This is a genomic window from Caballeronia sp. HLA56 (assembly GCF_054655155.1).
This window is the reverse complement of record NZ_BAAHOB010000003.1, coordinates 533,528-549,345: the sequence shown is the minus strand read 5'-3', so window position 1 is coordinate 549,345 and position 15,818 is coordinate 533,528. Positions and strand designations below refer to the sequence as shown.

At 61.1% G+C, this 15,818-nt stretch carries 14 protein-coding genes; 9 read left to right on the top strand and 5 right to left on the bottom strand.

Translation table 11 applies throughout. The annotated features are described in order from the left end of the window. Positions 1 to 14: 14 nt before the first annotated feature. A complete protein-coding gene (locus ACYQ47_RS14470; RefSeq protein WP_244831202.1) occupies positions 15 to 695 on the bottom strand; it encodes a response regulator transcription factor in 681 nt (226 codons plus the stop codon). Between the two features lie 265 nt (positions 696 to 960). Here ACYQ47_RS14470 and ACYQ47_RS14465 point away from each other — a divergent pair, with 265 nt between their 5' ends. Then, complete coding sequence (locus tag ACYQ47_RS14465) at positions 961 to 2,433, top strand: winged helix-turn-helix domain-containing protein (RefSeq protein ID WP_459905775.1); 1,473 nt, start codon at positions 961 to 963, stop codon at positions 2,431 to 2,433. A 72-nt stretch (positions 2,434 to 2,505) separates the two neighbouring features. Continuing rightward, positions 2,506 to 3,420 (top strand): LysR family transcriptional regulator, encoded by a 915-nt coding sequence (locus tag ACYQ47_RS14460; protein WP_459905774.1) that lies wholly within the window; start codon positions 2,506 to 2,508, stop codon positions 3,418 to 3,420. Between the two features lie 6 nt (positions 3,421 to 3,426). Here ACYQ47_RS14460 and ACYQ47_RS14455 read toward each other — a convergent pair whose 3' ends face one another. Next, entirely contained in the window at positions 3,427 to 4,212 is a 786-nt protein-coding gene (locus ACYQ47_RS14455; protein ID WP_459905773.1) for an alpha/beta fold hydrolase, read from the bottom strand. A 238-nt stretch (positions 4,213 to 4,450) separates the two neighbouring features. Here ACYQ47_RS14455 and ACYQ47_RS14450 point away from each other — a divergent pair, with 238 nt between their 5' ends. The 5 genes from ACYQ47_RS14450 to ACYQ47_RS14430 all read left to right on the top strand — a co-directional run bounded on the left by ACYQ47_RS14450 (position 4,451) and on the right by ACYQ47_RS14430 (position 9,556). Next, a complete protein-coding gene (locus tag ACYQ47_RS14450; RefSeq protein ID WP_459905771.1) occupies positions 4,451 to 4,927 on the top strand; it encodes a YybH family protein in 477 nt (158 codons plus the stop codon). A gap of 101 nt (positions 4,928 to 5,028) precedes the next feature. Beyond that, on the top strand, positions 5,029 to 5,160 hold the full coding sequence (locus tag ACYQ47_RS14445; RefSeq protein ID WP_255784980.1) for a hypothetical protein: 132 nt from the start codon (positions 5,029 to 5,031) through the stop codon (positions 5,158 to 5,160). A gap of 8 nt (positions 5,161 to 5,168) precedes the next feature. Beyond that, positions 5,169 to 6,728, top strand: coding sequence for an FAD-binding oxidoreductase (locus ACYQ47_RS14440; protein ID WP_459905770.1), 1,560 nt, complete (start codon positions 5,169 to 5,171; stop codon positions 6,726 to 6,728). Next, positions 6,725 to 7,123, top strand: a complete 399-nt coding sequence (locus tag ACYQ47_RS14435) for a hypothetical protein (protein WP_459905769.1) — start codon at positions 6,725 to 6,727, stop codon at positions 7,121 to 7,123. The genes ACYQ47_RS14440 and ACYQ47_RS14435 overlap by 4 nt, the downstream gene beginning before the upstream one ends. 225 nt (positions 7,124 to 7,348) lie before the next feature. Next, the gene (locus ACYQ47_RS14430; protein ID WP_250467881.1) at positions 7,349 to 9,556 is read left to right on the top strand and encodes a TonB-dependent receptor; all 2,208 of its coding nucleotides are present in this window, start codon (positions 7,349 to 7,351) and stop codon (positions 9,554 to 9,556) included. A gap of 44 nt (positions 9,557 to 9,600) precedes the next feature. Here ACYQ47_RS14430 and ACYQ47_RS14425 read toward each other — a convergent pair whose 3' ends face one another. After that, the gene (locus ACYQ47_RS14425; protein WP_459905768.1) at positions 9,601 to 10,215 is read right to left on the bottom strand and encodes a septal ring lytic transglycosylase RlpA family protein; all 615 of its coding nucleotides are present in this window, start codon (positions 10,213 to 10,215) and stop codon (positions 9,601 to 9,603) included. A gap of 43 nt (positions 10,216 to 10,258) precedes the next feature. Here ACYQ47_RS14425 and ACYQ47_RS14420 point away from each other — a divergent pair, with 43 nt between their 5' ends. Further along, positions 10,259 to 10,390 carry a hypothetical protein gene (locus tag ACYQ47_RS14420; RefSeq protein WP_459905766.1) on the top strand — a complete coding sequence of 44 codons (132 nt, stop codon included), beginning with the start codon at positions 10,259 to 10,261 and terminating at the stop codon, positions 10,388 to 10,390. Between the two features lie 58 nt (positions 10,391 to 10,448). Continuing rightward, positions 10,449 to 11,237, top strand: a complete 789-nt coding sequence (locus ACYQ47_RS14415; protein ID WP_250467879.1) for an SDR family NAD(P)-dependent oxidoreductase — start codon at positions 10,449 to 10,451, stop codon at positions 11,235 to 11,237. 193 nt (positions 11,238 to 11,430) lie between these two features. Here ACYQ47_RS14415 and ACYQ47_RS14410 read toward each other — a convergent pair whose 3' ends face one another. Together ACYQ47_RS14410 and ACYQ47_RS14405 are read right to left on the bottom strand one after the other, a co-directional pair. Beyond that, positions 11,431 to 14,634 carry a bifunctional diguanylate cyclase/phosphodiesterase gene (locus ACYQ47_RS14410; RefSeq protein WP_459905764.1) on the bottom strand — a complete coding sequence of 1,068 codons (3,204 nt, stop codon included), beginning with the start codon at positions 14,632 to 14,634 and terminating at the stop codon, positions 11,431 to 11,433. A 383-nt stretch (positions 14,635 to 15,017) separates the two neighbouring features. Beyond that, complete coding sequence (locus tag ACYQ47_RS14405; RefSeq protein WP_244831191.1) at positions 15,018 to 15,686, bottom strand: TetR/AcrR family transcriptional regulator; 669 nt, start codon at positions 15,684 to 15,686, stop codon at positions 15,018 to 15,020. Positions 15,687 to 15,818: the final 132 nt, after the last annotated feature.

Below are 15,818 nucleotides of genomic sequence, written 5' to 3'. Positions count from 1 at the left end.
CTCGCGCCCTCCCGCTACGCTTCTGCGGTCAGCATATAGCCGGCATTGCGGACGGTCAGGAGCAGCGACTTGTCGAAGCCGGTATCGATCTTCTGACGCAGCTTGCTCACGTGCACATCGATCACGTTGGTCTGCGGATCGAAGTGATATTCCCAGATGTTTTCCAGCAGCATGGTGCGCGTCACGACTTGTTCCGCGTGGCGCATGAGATATTCGAGCAGCTTGAATTCGCGCGGCTTGAGCACGATAGCCTTGCCCGCGCGCACGACCTTGCGCGAAAGCAGGTCGATGCTCAGATCGCCTACCTTCAACGCCGTGTCCACGAGGTTTTCTTGCGAGCGTCGCGTCAATGCGTCGAGCCTCGCCGCGACTTCGCCCAGCGCAAAGGGCTTGACGACGTAATCGTCACCGCCGGCCTTGAGGCCGCGAATGCGTTCATCCACTTCGCCAAGCGCGCTCAGAATGAGGATAGGCACCTTGTTGCCGGTCGCGCGCAACGCCGAGATGATGCCGAGGCCGTCGATACCGCCCGGCAGCATGCGGTCCAAGATGATCGAATCGTAGGTCTCGCCGGCCGCGAGAAACATGCCGTCGCGGCCATTGTCCGCGCAATCGATGACATGGCCCATTTCGGCCAAACCCTTGCGCAAGAATCCGGCGACTTGCTCGTTGTCTTCGATGACCAGGATTTTCATTTTATGGCTCGTAACAGGCTCGAAGCGCACTCTGATTTTCGAGTACAGGGCTTCCCGCCGTGCATTATGCGCCCGCATGGTCCGCGCATAAATCCGGTCATTATTAAATTAAGTTAACGTGCGCGCGGAAAATGGCAAGGCATTCACGAATTACAAATGAAGGCGCGGAGTTAACTAAGCTTAATGATTTTCTCATCGGGCGCAAAGGCTGGGAAGCATAGGATCGGTTATGTGATCGGACATCCATCGCAAACGGAACGACACCATGAACGCCATTGCCGAGTTGCCCTTACCCGGATCGCACAGCGGCATTATCGATCTGGGCGGCATACGGATCGACCTCGAAGCGCGTACCTTGCACCGTCAAGGCGAGATCATGTCCGTGGGCTCGCGCGCATTCGATATTCTCGTCGTGCTGGCTAAAGCGGAAGGGCGCCTCGTCACCAAGGACGAATTGATGAGCGCAGTCTGGCCGCGCACCGTCGTCGAAGAAAACAATATCCAGGTTCACTTATCCAGCCTGCGTAAAAACCTGGGCAGCGATCGCGACATTATCGTGACCGTGCCGGGCCGTGGGTACAGACTGACAAGGCGAACTGTCAGACCTTCGTGTCCGCATGCCGAGGCGCGTTTCGCTCGACCGGAACTCATCGGGCGAGAAGACGCGCTTGCCCGTATTTCCACGATGCTCGCCGCGACGCAAGTGCTCACGCTCGTGGGCGCGGGCGGCATCGGCAAATCGGCGCTCGCGCTCGAAGCGGCGCGTCAATGGACAGCGGCGCGCGCAGAGCCGATCTTCTTCGCCGATCTCGCGCGACTCGACCACCCGCGCTCGGTGCAAGAAGCCATCGCGCGCGCATGCGGTTTGCCGGAACACGAGCCGCTCCACTTCTCGTCGCTGCCCGAGCGTGGACTCGTGTTCATCGACAATGCCGAGCATGTGATCGCGCATGCCGCGCAAATAGTCGATGCGCTCGCCGCCGCCAATGACGGCATCCGCGTTCTGGTTACGAGCCGCGAGCCATTGCGCATCATGTCCGAGACGCTCTATCGCGTCGATCCGCTCGACGTGCCGCGCGCCGGATCGACGGATGCGCAAACGCTCGAACATGCTTCCGTGCGGCTCTTTCTCCGCCGTGGCCGCGCCGTGCAGCGCAATCTCGGCGACGACAGCGCGCAGATCGGCCGCATAGGGACGATATGCCGGCGGCTCGACGGCAATCCGCTTGCCATCGAACTGGCGACGGCGCGTCTTGCCGCGCTCGGCCTCGAAGATATTCATCGGCGGCTGGACGACCGTATGTCCATGCTCGCTGGCGGATACCGCACCGCGCTGCCGCGTCATCAGACGTTGCGTGCGAATTTCGACTGGAGCTACGGGCTGCTCGCCGCGCAGGAGAAGACCTTGCTGCGCAGGATGGCCGTTTTCGAAGACTCGTTTTCGTTCGAAGCCCTGTGCGCTGTCGCATGCGATGACGGACTTGCGTTCGAAACCGTGATCGACGCCGCTAGCGAACTCGCCGCGAAATCGCTGTTGATCGTCGAATATGACGGCCCCGTCGTGCGCTACCGGTTATCGGAATCGATGCGTGCGTATGCGCTGGAAAGACTCGCGGCGGAGGACGACAGCACGGCAATCGCCGGGCGTCTCGCGCATTATCTGGAACATTGCGCCGACTTTTCCGGTGCCGACGAAGCGAATGAGCCCTACACCCCGCGAGGTCTCGTTGTCGAGTAAGGTTAGACGTAAGCGAAGCGTGAGAAGATCACGCGGCACCAGGTCAATCCCGCCACGAAAGCCGAGGAACGCATGGACCGCCTGACCGGCATCGAAGTATTCGTCGCGACCGTCGATGGCGGCAGTTTCGCCGCTGCCGCGCGACGTTTCGGGTTATCGCCCGCGATGGCCGGCAAGTACGTGAGCGCAATCGAAGCCGAACTGAACGCGCGGCTTCTGCATCGCACGACGCGCAAGCTGAGTCTGACCGAGGTCGGCCAACACTATTACGAGCGATGCAAACGCATCCTCGAAGCCTACGAAGAGGCCAATCGCGAGGCGAGCGACGCACAGGACACGCCGCGTGGCGTGTTGCGAATCGCGGCGCCCGTCACGTTCGGAGCGATGCATCTCGGCGACGTCCTCGCTGCATATCTTGAGCAGCATCCGCATGTCACGATAGAAGTGTCGTTGAACGACCGCTATGTCGATCTGCTCGAAGCCGGCGTGGACGTGGCGATACGTATCGGTCGCCTCAACGACTCCGGCCTCGTCGCGCGCAGGCTCGCGCCGTGTCGAATGGTCATCTGCGCGTCGCCCGGCTATGTCGAACGACACGGCACGCCGCGCAACCCCAACGACTTGCGGCAAGCGCCGCGACTCGCGTTCAGCGAAGCGGTGTCGGTGGGAGACTGGACGCTCGCCGATACGAAAGGCCGCGCGCATGTCATCGACGGGCCATGCCGCATGGCCGCGAACAACACGCAGATGCTGTTGGCTGCGGCGCTTGCGGGCGCGGGTATCGCGTATGGGCCGACCTTCGTGTTCGGCGAACACATCGCGCGGGGGAATCTCGTCGCGCTGCTGCCGGACTATCGGACGCCGGAGTTGGCGATTCAGGCGGTTTATCCGAGCGCACGACATATGCCGCTGAAAGTGCGGCTTCTGCTCGATAGTTTGGTCGCCGCGTTCGGCGACGAGCCGCCTTGGGACCGCACGTCACGCTGATTCCGTTCAACGCGCTTGCAGTTCGTCGATGAACTTTTCGATAAGCGCAGCGACCGCTGCTGGCGCTTCAAGTGGCGATAAGTGCCCGACGCCGGGCAAGACATGAAGGCGCGCGTCCGCTATGCGAGGCAACAGTTCCTTCCGCAAGGTCTCGACGCGGTCCACCTGGTCGAGTTCGCCTGAGATCACCGTGACGGGAACACTGATCGACCCGACTTCATTCGTGATGTCTTCGAGCATGGCGGCGTTCGGCCACGCCGCCTTGGCTTGCGGCGCGCCACGCAAGCTGTCGGCAATCACTTGCTCGCGCAACTCGGGCGCAAGCGGACTTGCGGTGAGCACGTTATCCATGACCCATTCGACCGATTCGCGCGAGTCGTAGGCTGCGGCCATCGCGGCTCGCTGGGCATCGGGAAGCTGCATCGGCGAGGGCGGCGAGGGCGCGATAAGCACGACGCCCTGCAATCCGCGAGGCCTGCGCGATGCGAGCAATTGCGCGACCTTGCCGCCCATCGAATGGCCGATCAGGATGTAGCGATGCAAGTGCAGTGCTTCGACGACGTCTGCTGCGTCGTTTGCAAGATCGGCTATTGCGTAGGCTTGCTCGGTCGCGCTGGATTCGCCCCATCCACGATGATCGAGCGCGATGGTGTGTCGAGCGTTCGACAATGCGCCGATAACGCCGTCCCATGTCCGTGACGACCCGCCCCAGTAGTGGAGAAACACGAGTGCCGGCTCGCTGCTTCCTTGTTCCTTGACGTGAATCCTCGCGCCGCGTGTTTCGATGTTCATGGCGATGCTCCTTGGGTTTAGTGACGAAAGAGCATCTTAGGTGCGATCGTATGGATTGATAATTCGCTCAACATGATCGGCACTCGATCACGCCGGGATCGAATTCGATGCCTTGGCAAAGCGCCGGACAGCGCGAATCGTGGACGTAAGGGAGGAAAGCAGAGCACCGCGGATGCCGCTCAACACCATGCATCTCACTTAGAATCGCCATCGGGTCTTGTCGACTTGGAGCGTTTTCATGATCAAGAGAGTGCTGACGACCGGTGCAATGCTCGCGAGTATTGTCGTGGCGACGCCCGCTCACGCCGATGCAATCGCCGACAAGGCCGCGATCGCGCAAAGGCTGCAAGCATGGTCAAAGGCTTTCAACGCGCGCGATGCCAAAGGCGTCTGCGATATCTTCGCGCCCGACCTGGTCTCGACCGTCCCGGAAGCGCTCGATGGCAATCGCGACACGATCTGCAAGAAGCTCGCGATGCTGTTCGCGAAGCCCGGACTAAGCTTGCAATACGACAGCCCCGACATTCGCGAGATCATCGTTTCCGGCGATATCGCCATCGTGCGATTGTTCTGGACGCTCACCGCCCGCATGGGTGACAAAGAGAGCGTGACCGAAGAAGCCGGCATGGACATTTTCCAGCGGCAACCGGACGGTCAATGGTCCATCGCCCGCTTCATGTCGTTCAGCGCGACGCCTAACACCGTACTCGAATAAGCGAGAGCAGAACCAAGGGAATATTCCGCGCGCCCGGTTCGTTTAGATGGAGGATGCCGTGTTTTGCGGCCGCCTCGTAGCTATTCGACCTGGAGTGACCCATGAAACTCGTTCGTGCGTTTTCGCTATTGCTTGCCGTGCTTGCCCTATCCCTCGCTGGCTGTCAGACCGACGGCGCCGGTGCAAGCTCGTCGGGCACGTCATCGAGCAGCGGCAGCAGCGGCGGCTATTGACCCGCGCGGTGGCGACGCCGCCTCCGCGCGACTTTGAAAGCGCGCTGACTGCGTTCATCGACATAGTTGGCCGCGCCGCCGTGCTTTCGTCGAATGAGGCGCAGCCTGCTTATCTCGATCCTTTCGCCCCCGGCGATGCCCGCATGTGGCAAGCGTCAGCGGTCGTCATGCCATCGAGCGTGGAGCAGATCCGCGCGGTCCTGCAAGTGGCGAACCGATTCAAAGTGCCGCTGTGGAGCGTATCGACGGGACGCAACTTCGCTTACGGCGGCGCGGCGCCAAGGCTTGCGGGCAGCGTCGTGCTCGATCTGCAACGCATGAACCGCATACTCGAGATCGACGAAAAGCTGGCTTATGCGCTCGTCGAACCCGGCGTGAGTTACTACGACCTGTATCGTGAATTGAAGGCGCGTGGCACGCGTTTATGGCTCGATCCGCCAGCGGCGGGCTGGGGCAGCGTCATCGGCAATACGCTCGAGCGCGGTTACGGCACGACGCCGTATGGCGACCATGCCGCGATGCAATGCGGCATGGAAGTGGTGCTTGCAAACGGCGATGTCGTGCGCACCGGCATGGGCGCCATGAACGCGAGCCGCGACTGGCAAGTGTTCAAGCCCGGTTTCGGTCCTTCTTATGACGCCATGTTCGCGCAGTCGAATCTCGGCATCGTGACCAAGCTCGGCGTGTGGCTCATGCCCGAGCCCGAGGGCTACATGATCGCGCGCTATGCCTTCAAACGCGATACCGACCTCGAACGGATCGTCGAAACGCTGCGGCCATTGAAGCTGGACGACACGATACAGAGCAGCGCTGTCATCGAAAGCGCGGTGCGCTGGGCGGCGGGCGTATCGACACGCAAGCGGTGGTACGACGGCCCCGGTGCGATGCCCGAAGCGGCCATCGACGCAATGGCGCGCGACATCGACATCGGCCGCTGGAACCTGCGCTTCTGTCTTTATGGACCGCGCGAACTGGTCAACGTGCGGCGCGACATCATCCATCGGCGCTTTGCATCGATTGCCGATGCACGCCTCTTCGACATGCCCTATCGCGACGCATCCGATGAACCGACAGGCGGCGGCGATCGCAGTCAGGTCGGCATTCCCGGACTCGATGCGTTCAACATGCTGAACTGGCGTGGCGGTTCGGGCGCGCATGTCGACTTCTCGCCGATATGCCCGCCAACCGGCGCCGATGCAACCAAGCAATACATGATGGTGCGTGACCGCGCCGCACAGTTCGGCTTCGATTACTATGGCGGCTTCACGGCGGAACGGCGTCACATGCATCACATCTTCGCGGCCATTTTCGACCGCGACGACAGCGCTCGAACAAACGCTGCGGGCACGCTGGTGCGCACGCTGATCGAGGATGCGGGCCAGGCCGGCTATGGCCAATATCGCACGCATCTCGCGTATATGGACCTTGCGGCTTCGCAATACGACTTCAACGACCACGCGTTGATGCGGCTCACGAGCACGCTGAAAACCGCGCTCGATCCGAATGGCATTCTGTCGCCCGGCAAGCAGGGTATCTGGCCTGCCGCTTGGTCGAAGGATGCTCGATGAGACGCGCCCGCCGCGAATTCTTGACTGGCGTATCCCTGGCGGCGGCGTATGCGTGGGCCGTCGAAAGCATCGGCGATACGAAGGCGGCACGCATGCGTCTCCTCGTCGTATGCGATGAACGTTGCTCGGATAGCCGCGCTTTTGCGCATCGCGCAAGCTTGAACGGTGCGCGCGTCGTTGCATGGCGAAGCGATGCCGGCTTGCTATGGCACGAACGCTTGCTTCCGGATGCATCGCTCGGCGTACCCCTTGCCGGTCTGACGACATACGCGGATGCCTTCGTTCTCTCGCGTCTCGCATGGACGTGCGGCCTGCGCATGACGAAGCTTGCATGCAATGCCGAGGCGCTCGTCGCATGGCGCATGGAGCGACTGAACCAATCCTCTGTTGATTGAAACACCGTCTATCTGCCGATCGATCGACGCAAACGCTTTCGGTTGTCGACCTGCAACACCGCTCGACGCGCTTGAAAAAACGTATATGCGAATCGTTCGCATTTCACTAAAATCGCAGCACGCATGCATCCGTCCTCTCGCGACGACCGCATCGCATCTTCTCAGCACCACACGTGGCAACGCATAGCACCTCTAACAGCGGTTCTCCTTCGGATTTTCTTCGCTATGTCAGCAACTGCTCTGTCGCGCCCGCGCGTTCGCAAAGTTTATGCGGCGGTTCTTCGACTTTTTGTCTGCGCCGTGTTGCCCGCCTCTTTGAGTATCACCGCACGAGCGCAAACGGAGCCGCAGGCATCGCCGGCCAATGCAGACACCGCGCTGCCCGCCGTGAACGTGCGCGGCGTCGCCGAAACGCTTCCCGGCGATTTCGAACCCGCATACGCGGGCGGACAGGTTGCGCGCGGCGCCCAGTTCGGCGTGCTGGGCAGTCAGAAGCTCATCGATGTTCCGTTCAGCATGACGAGTTATACGGCGAAAGCGATCGAGGATTCGCAAGCGCGCACCATCGGCGATCTGCTGGCGCACGATCCCGCCGTTCGTCCCGCATATGGCTTCGGCAACTTCTCTGAAGTATTCGTGATTCGCGGCTTCCAGCTCAATGGCGACGACATCTCGCTCAACGGCCTGTACGGCATCACGCCGCGTCAGCTCGTCTCGCCTGATGTATTGGAACGCGTCGACGTATTCAAAGGCGCCAACGCGTTTCTGAACGGCGCGTCGCCGACTGGCTCGGCAATCGGCGGCGGCATCAATCTGGAACTCAAGCGCGCCGACGATAAACCGCTCACGCGCGTCACCGTCGATGGCAGCGCGTCCGGTCAGATCGGCACGCACGTCGACGTGGGCCGGCGCTTCGGCAGCGAAGGACAATTCGGCGTTCGCGTGAATGGCTCGATAGACGGCGGCGAAACCAGCATCGACGACGAGTTCCGCCATAACCAGACCACCGCCGTTTCGCTCGACTGGCGCGGCGACAAGCTGCGTTTGTATGGCGATTTCCTTTACCAGCGCAAGAACATCGACCAGGGCCGCTCGACGGTTTCCGTCACGGGCGACGTGGTGCCCGAGCCGCTGTCCGCCACGCACAACTTCGCGCAGCCGTGGACGCATAGCACGCTGGAAGACACGGTAGGCATCGCGCGCGCGGAATACGACTTCTTGCCTGGATGGACCGCATACGCCAGTGGCGGCATCCGGCGCACACACGAGGACGGCACGTATTCGTCACCGACCTTCAACGCGCTCACGGGCACCACGAGCACGCGCGGCGACGTATTGCGCACCACCGACGCGCTGTCCGGCGAAGCCGGCGTGCGCGGCCGCTTCGTGACGGGTCCGGTCTCGCATCTCGTCTCGGCGGGTTTTGCCATCACGAGCGTCGAAGACCGCGAGGCATTCGCCTTCAGCGGGCCCTTCCCGACGACGCTCTATGGCGGCGGCGTCGTGCCGGAACCGGCGGCGACGAGCTTCGTCGCGGGCAGTTTCTCCGATCCGGGTCTCGCGGACCGCATCCTCACGCGCAGTTTCGCAGTATCCGATACGCTCGGCTTTCTCAACGACCGCGTGCTCTTCACCATCGGCGCGCGTCATCAGCAACTGCATCAGAACAACTATACGGTCGGCACGGACGCGATCTCGAACACCTATGATCAGTCGATCAACACGCCGATCTTCGGTCTCGTCGTGAAGCCGACCAACACGATCTCTCTCTTCGCGAATCGCGCCGAGTCGCTCGCGGCAGGACAGACGGCGCCGTTCGGTGCCGCCAATGTCGGGCAGACGCTCTCGCCGAACCGCACGAAGCAATACGAAGTGGGCACGAAGTACGACACGAATCGGTTTGGCGCGGAGCTCGCGCTGTTCCAGATCGAGCAGCCCACGGCGTACACGGACAGCACGAACAACATCTTCGCCACGAACGGAACGCAACGGCATCGCGGAATCGAAATGTCGGTGTATGGCGAACCGCTCAAGGGCGTGCGCGTGCTCGCGGGCGCGACGTTGCTGAACGCGAAGCAACTCGACACGAACGGCGGCGCAACCGATGGTTATCGGCCCATTGGTGTGCCGAGTTATCTCTTCAATTTGGGCGGCGAATACGATCTGCCTTGGGTGCCCGGCCTGACGTTCAACGCGGCGTGGATCCACACGAGCAATCAGTATCTGGACGCGGCCAACCATTTATCGATACCCGCGTGGGACCGCTTCGATCTCGGCGCGCGCTATACGACGACCGTGTTCAAGCACGTAACGACGCTGCGCGCCACGGTTGAAAACGTGACGAACAAATCGTACTGGTCGTCGACGACGGGCGCCTATCTGACAATGGGAAAACCGCGTACGTTGCTGATGTCGGTGACTGCGGACTTTTGATGCCGCGCGCGCGATCTTCATTACGCCGATAATCGCGCGCCGGTTCAGTTAGAGGAAGTCGCGCCTGCGCCCGGCTTCACCGTACCATCGGCCTGTGGAACTTCCACGGGTTTGACTTCGACGGGCGCGGTGCCGTTTTCCTTCAAGCCGAGCTTATCGGCGGTTTTCGGCGATACATCCACGATCCGGTCTTTCACGTAAGGACCGCGATCCCTGATCTCGACTACGTCGCTATTGCCGTTCTCCAGATTCGTCACGCGCGCTTTCGTACCGAGCGGAAGCGTCTTGCTTGCCGCCGAATTGGACTGCGGATTCATCGGCGTACCGTCGGCCATTTTCTTCTTGTAGAAGTTTCGGCCGTAATACGAAGCCTTGCCCTTGCGTTCCTTGCCGGAGCGGTCGAGATTCACGGGTTCCGCGGCTGCCGCTTTTGCTGTCGCATTCACGTTTGCCTGGCTATGACTCGCATGCTTCTGCGCGCGCTTATGCGCGTGTGTGTGCGTTTGCGTTTGCGTTTTTTCCTGCGCCGCCGGGAATGCGGCATTGAGCCAACACGTCAGCGTGACGAAGACAAGCGCTCGAATCTTCGATCCGCTTTGCGCTCGTTCCTTCAGATGTATCGTGCTGAGGGTGTCATTCCCCATCGTACGAAGTCGCATTCGTCTCTTCTCCTTGGGCTTTGTGCAGCCATTGACGCCTCGTATGTTTGATTTTGATTATTCGTACGACGAGCATGCGATGCTCTACGTGCTTTCCATCTATTCGCTACGCGTGCCGTGGATGCACGAATCGCTCCCGAACGACAATTTGACGCTCGATGGGACCACGCTCTAACGTAAGATCTTTGGTGCGCGATACGCGCGACCTTGATAACGACGACGGAGTCCACGCAATGAGCCATGATCTCGACAACAAAATCGCCCTCGTCACGGGAACATCGGGAATAGGTGCGTCTGTCGTCTTGCGAATGGCTGCGGGAGGCGCGCACGTCGCGGCGTTGGGCATCGATGAAACGTTGAACGCCGCCTTGCGTCGACGCGCCGAGGATGCGGGGCTGAAAGTGACCGTGCTCAAGGCGGATGTGTCGGACCCGGCGCAAGTCGAAGCGGCGATGCGCGAGACGGTCGAACTATTTGGCGGGCTCGATATCATCGTCAATTCGGCGGCCATTCATCCTTATGGCGATCTCGTCGAGACATCGCACGAGACGTTTGCGCGCTGCATGAACGTGAACGTAGGCTCGATTCATTTGACCGCGCACTTCGGCGTGCCCGAAATGCGCAAGCGCGGCGGTGGCGCGATCGTCAATATATCGAGCGTTCAGGGCTTTAGTTGTCAGGCAGGCGTTGCGGCCTACGTGGCATCTAAAGGCGCGATCCATGCAATGACGCGAGCGATGGCAATCGACTTCGCACCCGACAAGATTCGCGTCACGTCGGTGAGCCCCGCATCGGTACGCACGCCGATTCTCGAACTCGCCGCGCGAACCTTCGACGGACCGGACGCGAACGTCGAGGAAGCCTTCGCGCGATTCGGCGCAGCGCATCCGCTCGGGCGGATCGGCGAACCCGAAGAAGTGGCCGAACTGGTCGCGTTCCTCGTGTCGGATCGCGCGCTTTTCATCAGCGGCTCGGATCACAAGATCGATGGCGCGTTGCTCGCAGGGCTTGGAGTTCGGTAAATGAATGGCACGTTCGCGGCTTTTTGGAATCGCTGTATCAAGCGGTGGAGGTGTATAGCGGATCGCGTTGCGATGAAGTTTTCGCGAAGCTTCCTCACCGCCTGACAGTGAGGCCGGCAATACGCCGGCTTCCGATGGTCGATCATCATGGCAACCGTCTACCAACTCGACGACAAGTCGCCCGGACGCGCTTTCAGGGCTCCATCGAAAGTACAGGCGTTGCGTCCAGCGCGCTGGCCCATGCAAGCAACTCGTTCGCTGGCAATGCTTGCGAGAAGAGAAAGCCTTGCAGTTCATCGCAACCGATGCCGCGCAGCGTATCCGCCTGATGTTCGCTCTCCACACCTTCCGCAACCACACGCAAGCCCAATTCGTGCCCGAGATCGATGATCGCCTTCACGATAGCGAGATCGGCTGGCGCATCGAGCATGTCGTGCACGAACGCTCGATCTATCTTGAGACGGTCAAGCGGAAAGCGATTGAGGTAACTGAGGCTCGAATAACCGGTGCCGAAGTCATCGAGCGAGAGCTTCACGCCGAGCGCACGAATCGCGCGGATGGCCGCGACGTAGCTCTCGGCGTTATCCATGAGCACCGTTTCGGTGATCTCGAGTTCGAGGAACTGCGGCAACACGCGATACTTCGTGAGACTGCGCGCGAGCACGCCCACGAGTTCGGGATCGCGCAATTGAATCGCCGATACGTTCACGGAAGCGCTTATTTCCAGACCATCGCGCTCGCGCCACGTTGCAATCTGACGACATGCTTCGTCGATGACCCACGCACCCATCGGAATGATGAGCCGCGTCTCTTCGGCCACGGGAATGAACTGCGAAGGCATGACGGAGCCAAGCGTCGGACTATCCCAGCGTAACAGGCCTTCGACGCTCGTCAGCATTCCGGTGCGCGCATCGAGACAAGGCTGCCACGCAATGCGCAATTCGTTGCGTTCTATCGCGGTACGCAGACATGCTTCGAGCGAGAGCCGATAACGCACGTGCTCTGCCATGTCGGCCGAAAAGAACTTCACGAGATTGCGCCCCGCCGATTTGGCCTGATACATTGCGGAGTCGGCGTTTTGCATGAGCGTGTCGATGTCCGCGCCATCTTCCGGATACAGCGCGACGCCCACGCTGCACGATACCTGCAACGTCACGCCGCTCACTTCATGCGGCTCACGCAAGAGCGCGAAGAAACGCTCTTCGACGGTACGCAGCACATCGGCTGCGTTGGTCACTCCGTTGAGAATGACGGTGAACTCGTCGCCGCCAAGACGGCTGACCGTATCGTTGCTGCGCACGGCCTTGAGGAGACGCCGCGACACCGAACGCAGCAGACCATCGCCGATATGATGACCCAGCGAATCGTTGATATTCTTGAAGCGGTCGAGATCGATGAACAGCACCGCTACGCGTTGCCGCGTGCGTTGCGCTTGCGCGATCGCCACTTCGAGACGCGTGCCGAACAACGCGCGATTCGGCAGTTCCGTGAGCACGTCATGCTCCGCCAGAAACTGGATGCGCGCCTCACTCTTCTTGCGGTCCGTGATGTCGATCAACGTGCAGATATAGTGCGACACGCTGCTATGCTTGTCGCGCACGGTGCTGACCATGAGCCACGCTGGATAATCGCCGCCTTGCCTGCGTCGCACCTGCGCTTCGCCGTTCCACGTACCGCTGCGTTCGATTCGATTCGCAAGCCGCGCGATGATGCCGCGCTCATCGCTTGCGTCGTGTGCCGCGATAAACGCGGGCGGCTTGCCGACCACGTCATCGCTGCGATATCCGGTTGCACGATAGAACGAGGGATTCGCGGTGACGAGCCGCGCGTCGGCATCGAGAATGACGATTGCCTCCGACGATGCCTCGAACACCCTGCCCCAAAGCTCAAGACGTTGCTCCATCAGCTTGATCTGGTTGATCGGCGTAAAGGCCGTGAGAATGGCGTCGCGGCCCTGGAAATTGAGGCGGCGCGCGGAGAGCATCGCCCACGTGGGTTGCGCCGTGGCTTTCCAGTGAACCTCGAATTCGTCGATAGCCTCGCGGTCGGACAGTTGCTGGAAAAAGCGTGCACGCGTCGATGAATCGAGACCGAAGGCCCACGGGTCTGTTGCGCAACCGTTGAGCCAGAAGAGGCCGGGCGTATTCGCGTGCAGCACTTCGTGTCCGGGAACGGCGGTGACGACCATCGGCACGGGCGTGGCTTCGACGAGTGCGTATTGCGCGGCGGATGCGCGCGTCGTGGCCGCGAGTTCCTTCTGCACGTCGCGTTCGTGGTCGAGTTGCGCAAGCATCTCGTTGAAGCCACGCACCAGTTGACCGATTTCGTCCTGACTATGCCAGCTTGCACGTTGCGAATGGTCGCCCGTTCGCCGCACGATATCCATCACGCGCGCGAGCTTGCGCAAGGGCGACGAGATCTGCTGCGCGACGCAATACACCATCGCCAGAATGCCGCATAAGAGAAAGAGCGCGGTGCCCAGATGCAGCCACATGCGTGAGAACAGCATATGTACACGCACATGCAGCAGCTCGTCGAGTTGCGTGCCTGTCACGCGCCAGCTCGTGCTTGCGCTTGCGACGAGCGCTTGCTGCGCGGTATCGACGATGGATACGACAGCGGGATCGGGCGCGGCGTTGCCATCCACGACGATGCGCGCCGCGTGACGAAACGCTTCGACCGAGGTACGCATGCGTGCAAACGAAGGCGTGAGCGTTGCATCGAGTTCGTGATTCGCGGCGCCTGCTTCAGCGAAGTCGGAGCGCAGACCTTGCATGACGCCATCGAGTTGTCCTTCGAGCACGAGATAGCGCGTGCGTACTTCCTCGCGCGAGCGTGCCGGATCGAGCCCTTCGTGCAGATGTTTGCCGATGCCATCGACTGCATCGATCAGCGCCGGATAGCGCAGAATCGATTGCGACATTGCGTAGTAGCTGTCGAGGTCGGGATCGAGAATAAGGTTCGATTGATTGCCGATGCGTGTGATGAGTTCGCGGCAGGCATCGAGCGCGGCGCTGGTCGTCGCGGGCTTCGGCGGCGTTTCGTGAGAGAGCGCGTCGAGCGCTTCGCGCAAGGTCCCGTTGAGCTCGGCGCTCTTCATGTGCTCGCCGTATTGCGCTTCCGCGTTCGCGAGATCGTCGATGGACTTGCGCCATGCACCCGATGGCAGACGTTGCCCCGCGCCCGCGAATGCGACTTCGACGAGCGCGTCTTTCACCACATGCACATAGGCGTTGCCGACGATCTCCTTGTTCGAGAAATCGATGGCGAGATACTTCTCGTGGATCAGGATGCCGCTGATGTAGATCACCGCGCTCAGGTCGAGCAGATAGATGAGCAGCAGCTTGTGCCCGACCCGCAGGCGCGCGAGCAGCCGGAAGAAAGGATTGCGCTTCATGGAGCGCTTCGCTTCGCGCGACTCAGCGGGATCAAGTGAACCTCGTGCAATGGTTGGCGCGCCGGCACTCGATGAGCCGGACCGATATCACGCGCTAACGGCCGGAGGTTATTGAACTTTAGTTATTGATCGAAGTTCACTGTTCGGGTGCTGGAGTGGGCGATTGAGGTGCGTAAAATGCGCTAAAGATGCGCGAAAATTTGCGTTTCGAGGTGCTTAGTGTCGGTTCACGAACCTCAATCTAACTCGTGTAAGCCATCCCATCGGCCGCCGGCCACACTCGACGACGCCCTCCTCAATCGCAAGGCTTCCGGCGTTTCGTTCAGCTCTTCGTCGCGCCCTTCTACTCCCGCGAAGACAACATCGACGAATAACGAACGACCTCACCCCGCAATCGACGCCTCCACCGCCGCGAGATACGCCGACAAAGCGCGCCTCACTTCACGCAGATAACGGCCGGCAAGCTGCACATCGCCCATGGCGGGACGCAGCTTGATGGCAAGCGCGCCCGTCGCGAGCGCATGCAGCATGTCCACATACAACGCGCGCTCGGACGCTTTCACGCCAGGAATGCGCGCGTCGAGGACCTTGCGCAACGTGCCCGCCTTGCGCTTGTTCTTGTGATCGTCGTCGTGCGGCATGATCGACATGAGAATCAGGCAGTCGGGATGCTGCTCAAGGTACGTGATATACGGCGTCATGAAGCGGTCGATCACCGCTTCCGCCGAAATACCGCGCCAGTAATCCGTATCGAGTCCGACTAGCTCGGCTTCGATCTCGTCGGTCGCCGCCATGTGGCGGTCCCACAGCGCGTTCAAGAGACTGTCGCGGTCCGGAAAGAAGTGATACATCGAGCCGATCGGCGTGCGTGCCTGCCGCGCGACGCCGTGCATGGTCACGCCAGTCAGCCCCTTTTCGACGATCAGTTCAGCCGCCGCATCGAGCACCGTCTCGATGCGCGCGCGGCCACGCGCCTGCAATGGCGCACGCGCGCTGCTGCCGCGATCGCTCGCTGTCGTGGCTTCTTCCCGTGGCGACGATGGCTTCTTCATTGTCAATCCTCTCCATGATGAAACTGGACGCGTCCGTCTAGTCTGCGTCATACTAGACGATATCGTCTAGTATCAGCGGCCCCGATTGCGTGCCTTACACGCGTAATTATCTCGCGGTCGCGTTAAACGTTG

Bases quoted from the DNA above. Each gene is read 5' to 3' on its own strand.
- ACYQ47_RS14430 (WP_250467881.1), top strand. From the start codon at position 7,349: ATGTCAGCAACTGCTCTGTCGCGCCCGCGCGTTCGCAAAGTTTATGCG.
- ACYQ47_RS14465 (WP_459905775.1), top strand. From the start codon at position 961: ATGAACGCCATTGCCGAGTTGCCCTTACCCGGATCGCACAGCGGCATT.
- ACYQ47_RS14460 (WP_459905774.1), top strand. From the start codon at position 2,506: ATGGACCGCCTGACCGGCATCGAAGTATTCGTCGCGACCGTCGATGGC.
- ACYQ47_RS14445 (WP_255784980.1), top strand. From the start codon at position 5,029: ATGAAACTCGTTCGTGCGTTTTCGCTATTGCTTGCCGTGCTTGCCCTA.
- ACYQ47_RS14415 (WP_250467879.1), top strand. From the start codon at position 10,449: ATGAGCCATGATCTCGACAACAAAATCGCCCTCGTCACGGGAACATCG.
- ACYQ47_RS14425 (WP_459905768.1), bottom strand. From the start codon at position 10,215: ATGCGACTTCGTACGATGGGGAATGACACCCTCAGCACGATACATCTG.
- ACYQ47_RS14405 (WP_244831191.1), bottom strand. From the start codon at position 15,686: ATGAAGAAGCCATCGTCGCCACGGGAAGAAGCCACGACAGCGAGCGAT.
- ACYQ47_RS14420 (WP_459905766.1), top strand. From the start codon at position 10,259: ATGTTTGATTTTGATTATTCGTACGACGAGCATGCGATGCTCTACGTG.
- ACYQ47_RS14450 (WP_459905771.1), top strand. From the start codon at position 4,451: ATGATCAAGAGAGTGCTGACGACCGGTGCAATGCTCGCGAGTATTGTC.
- ACYQ47_RS14470 (WP_244831202.1), bottom strand. From the start codon at position 695: ATGAAAATCCTGGTCATCGAAGACAACGAGCAAGTCGCCGGATTCTTG.
- ACYQ47_RS14455 (WP_459905773.1), bottom strand. From the start codon at position 4,212: ATGAACATCGAAACACGCGGCGCGAGGATTCACGTCAAGGAACAAGGA.
- ACYQ47_RS14410 (WP_459905764.1), bottom strand. From the start codon at position 14,634: ATGAAGCGCAATCCTTTCTTCCGGCTGCTCGCGCGCCTGCGGGTCGGG.
- ACYQ47_RS14435 (WP_459905769.1), top strand. From the start codon at position 6,725: ATGAGACGCGCCCGCCGCGAATTCTTGACTGGCGTATCCCTGGCGGCG.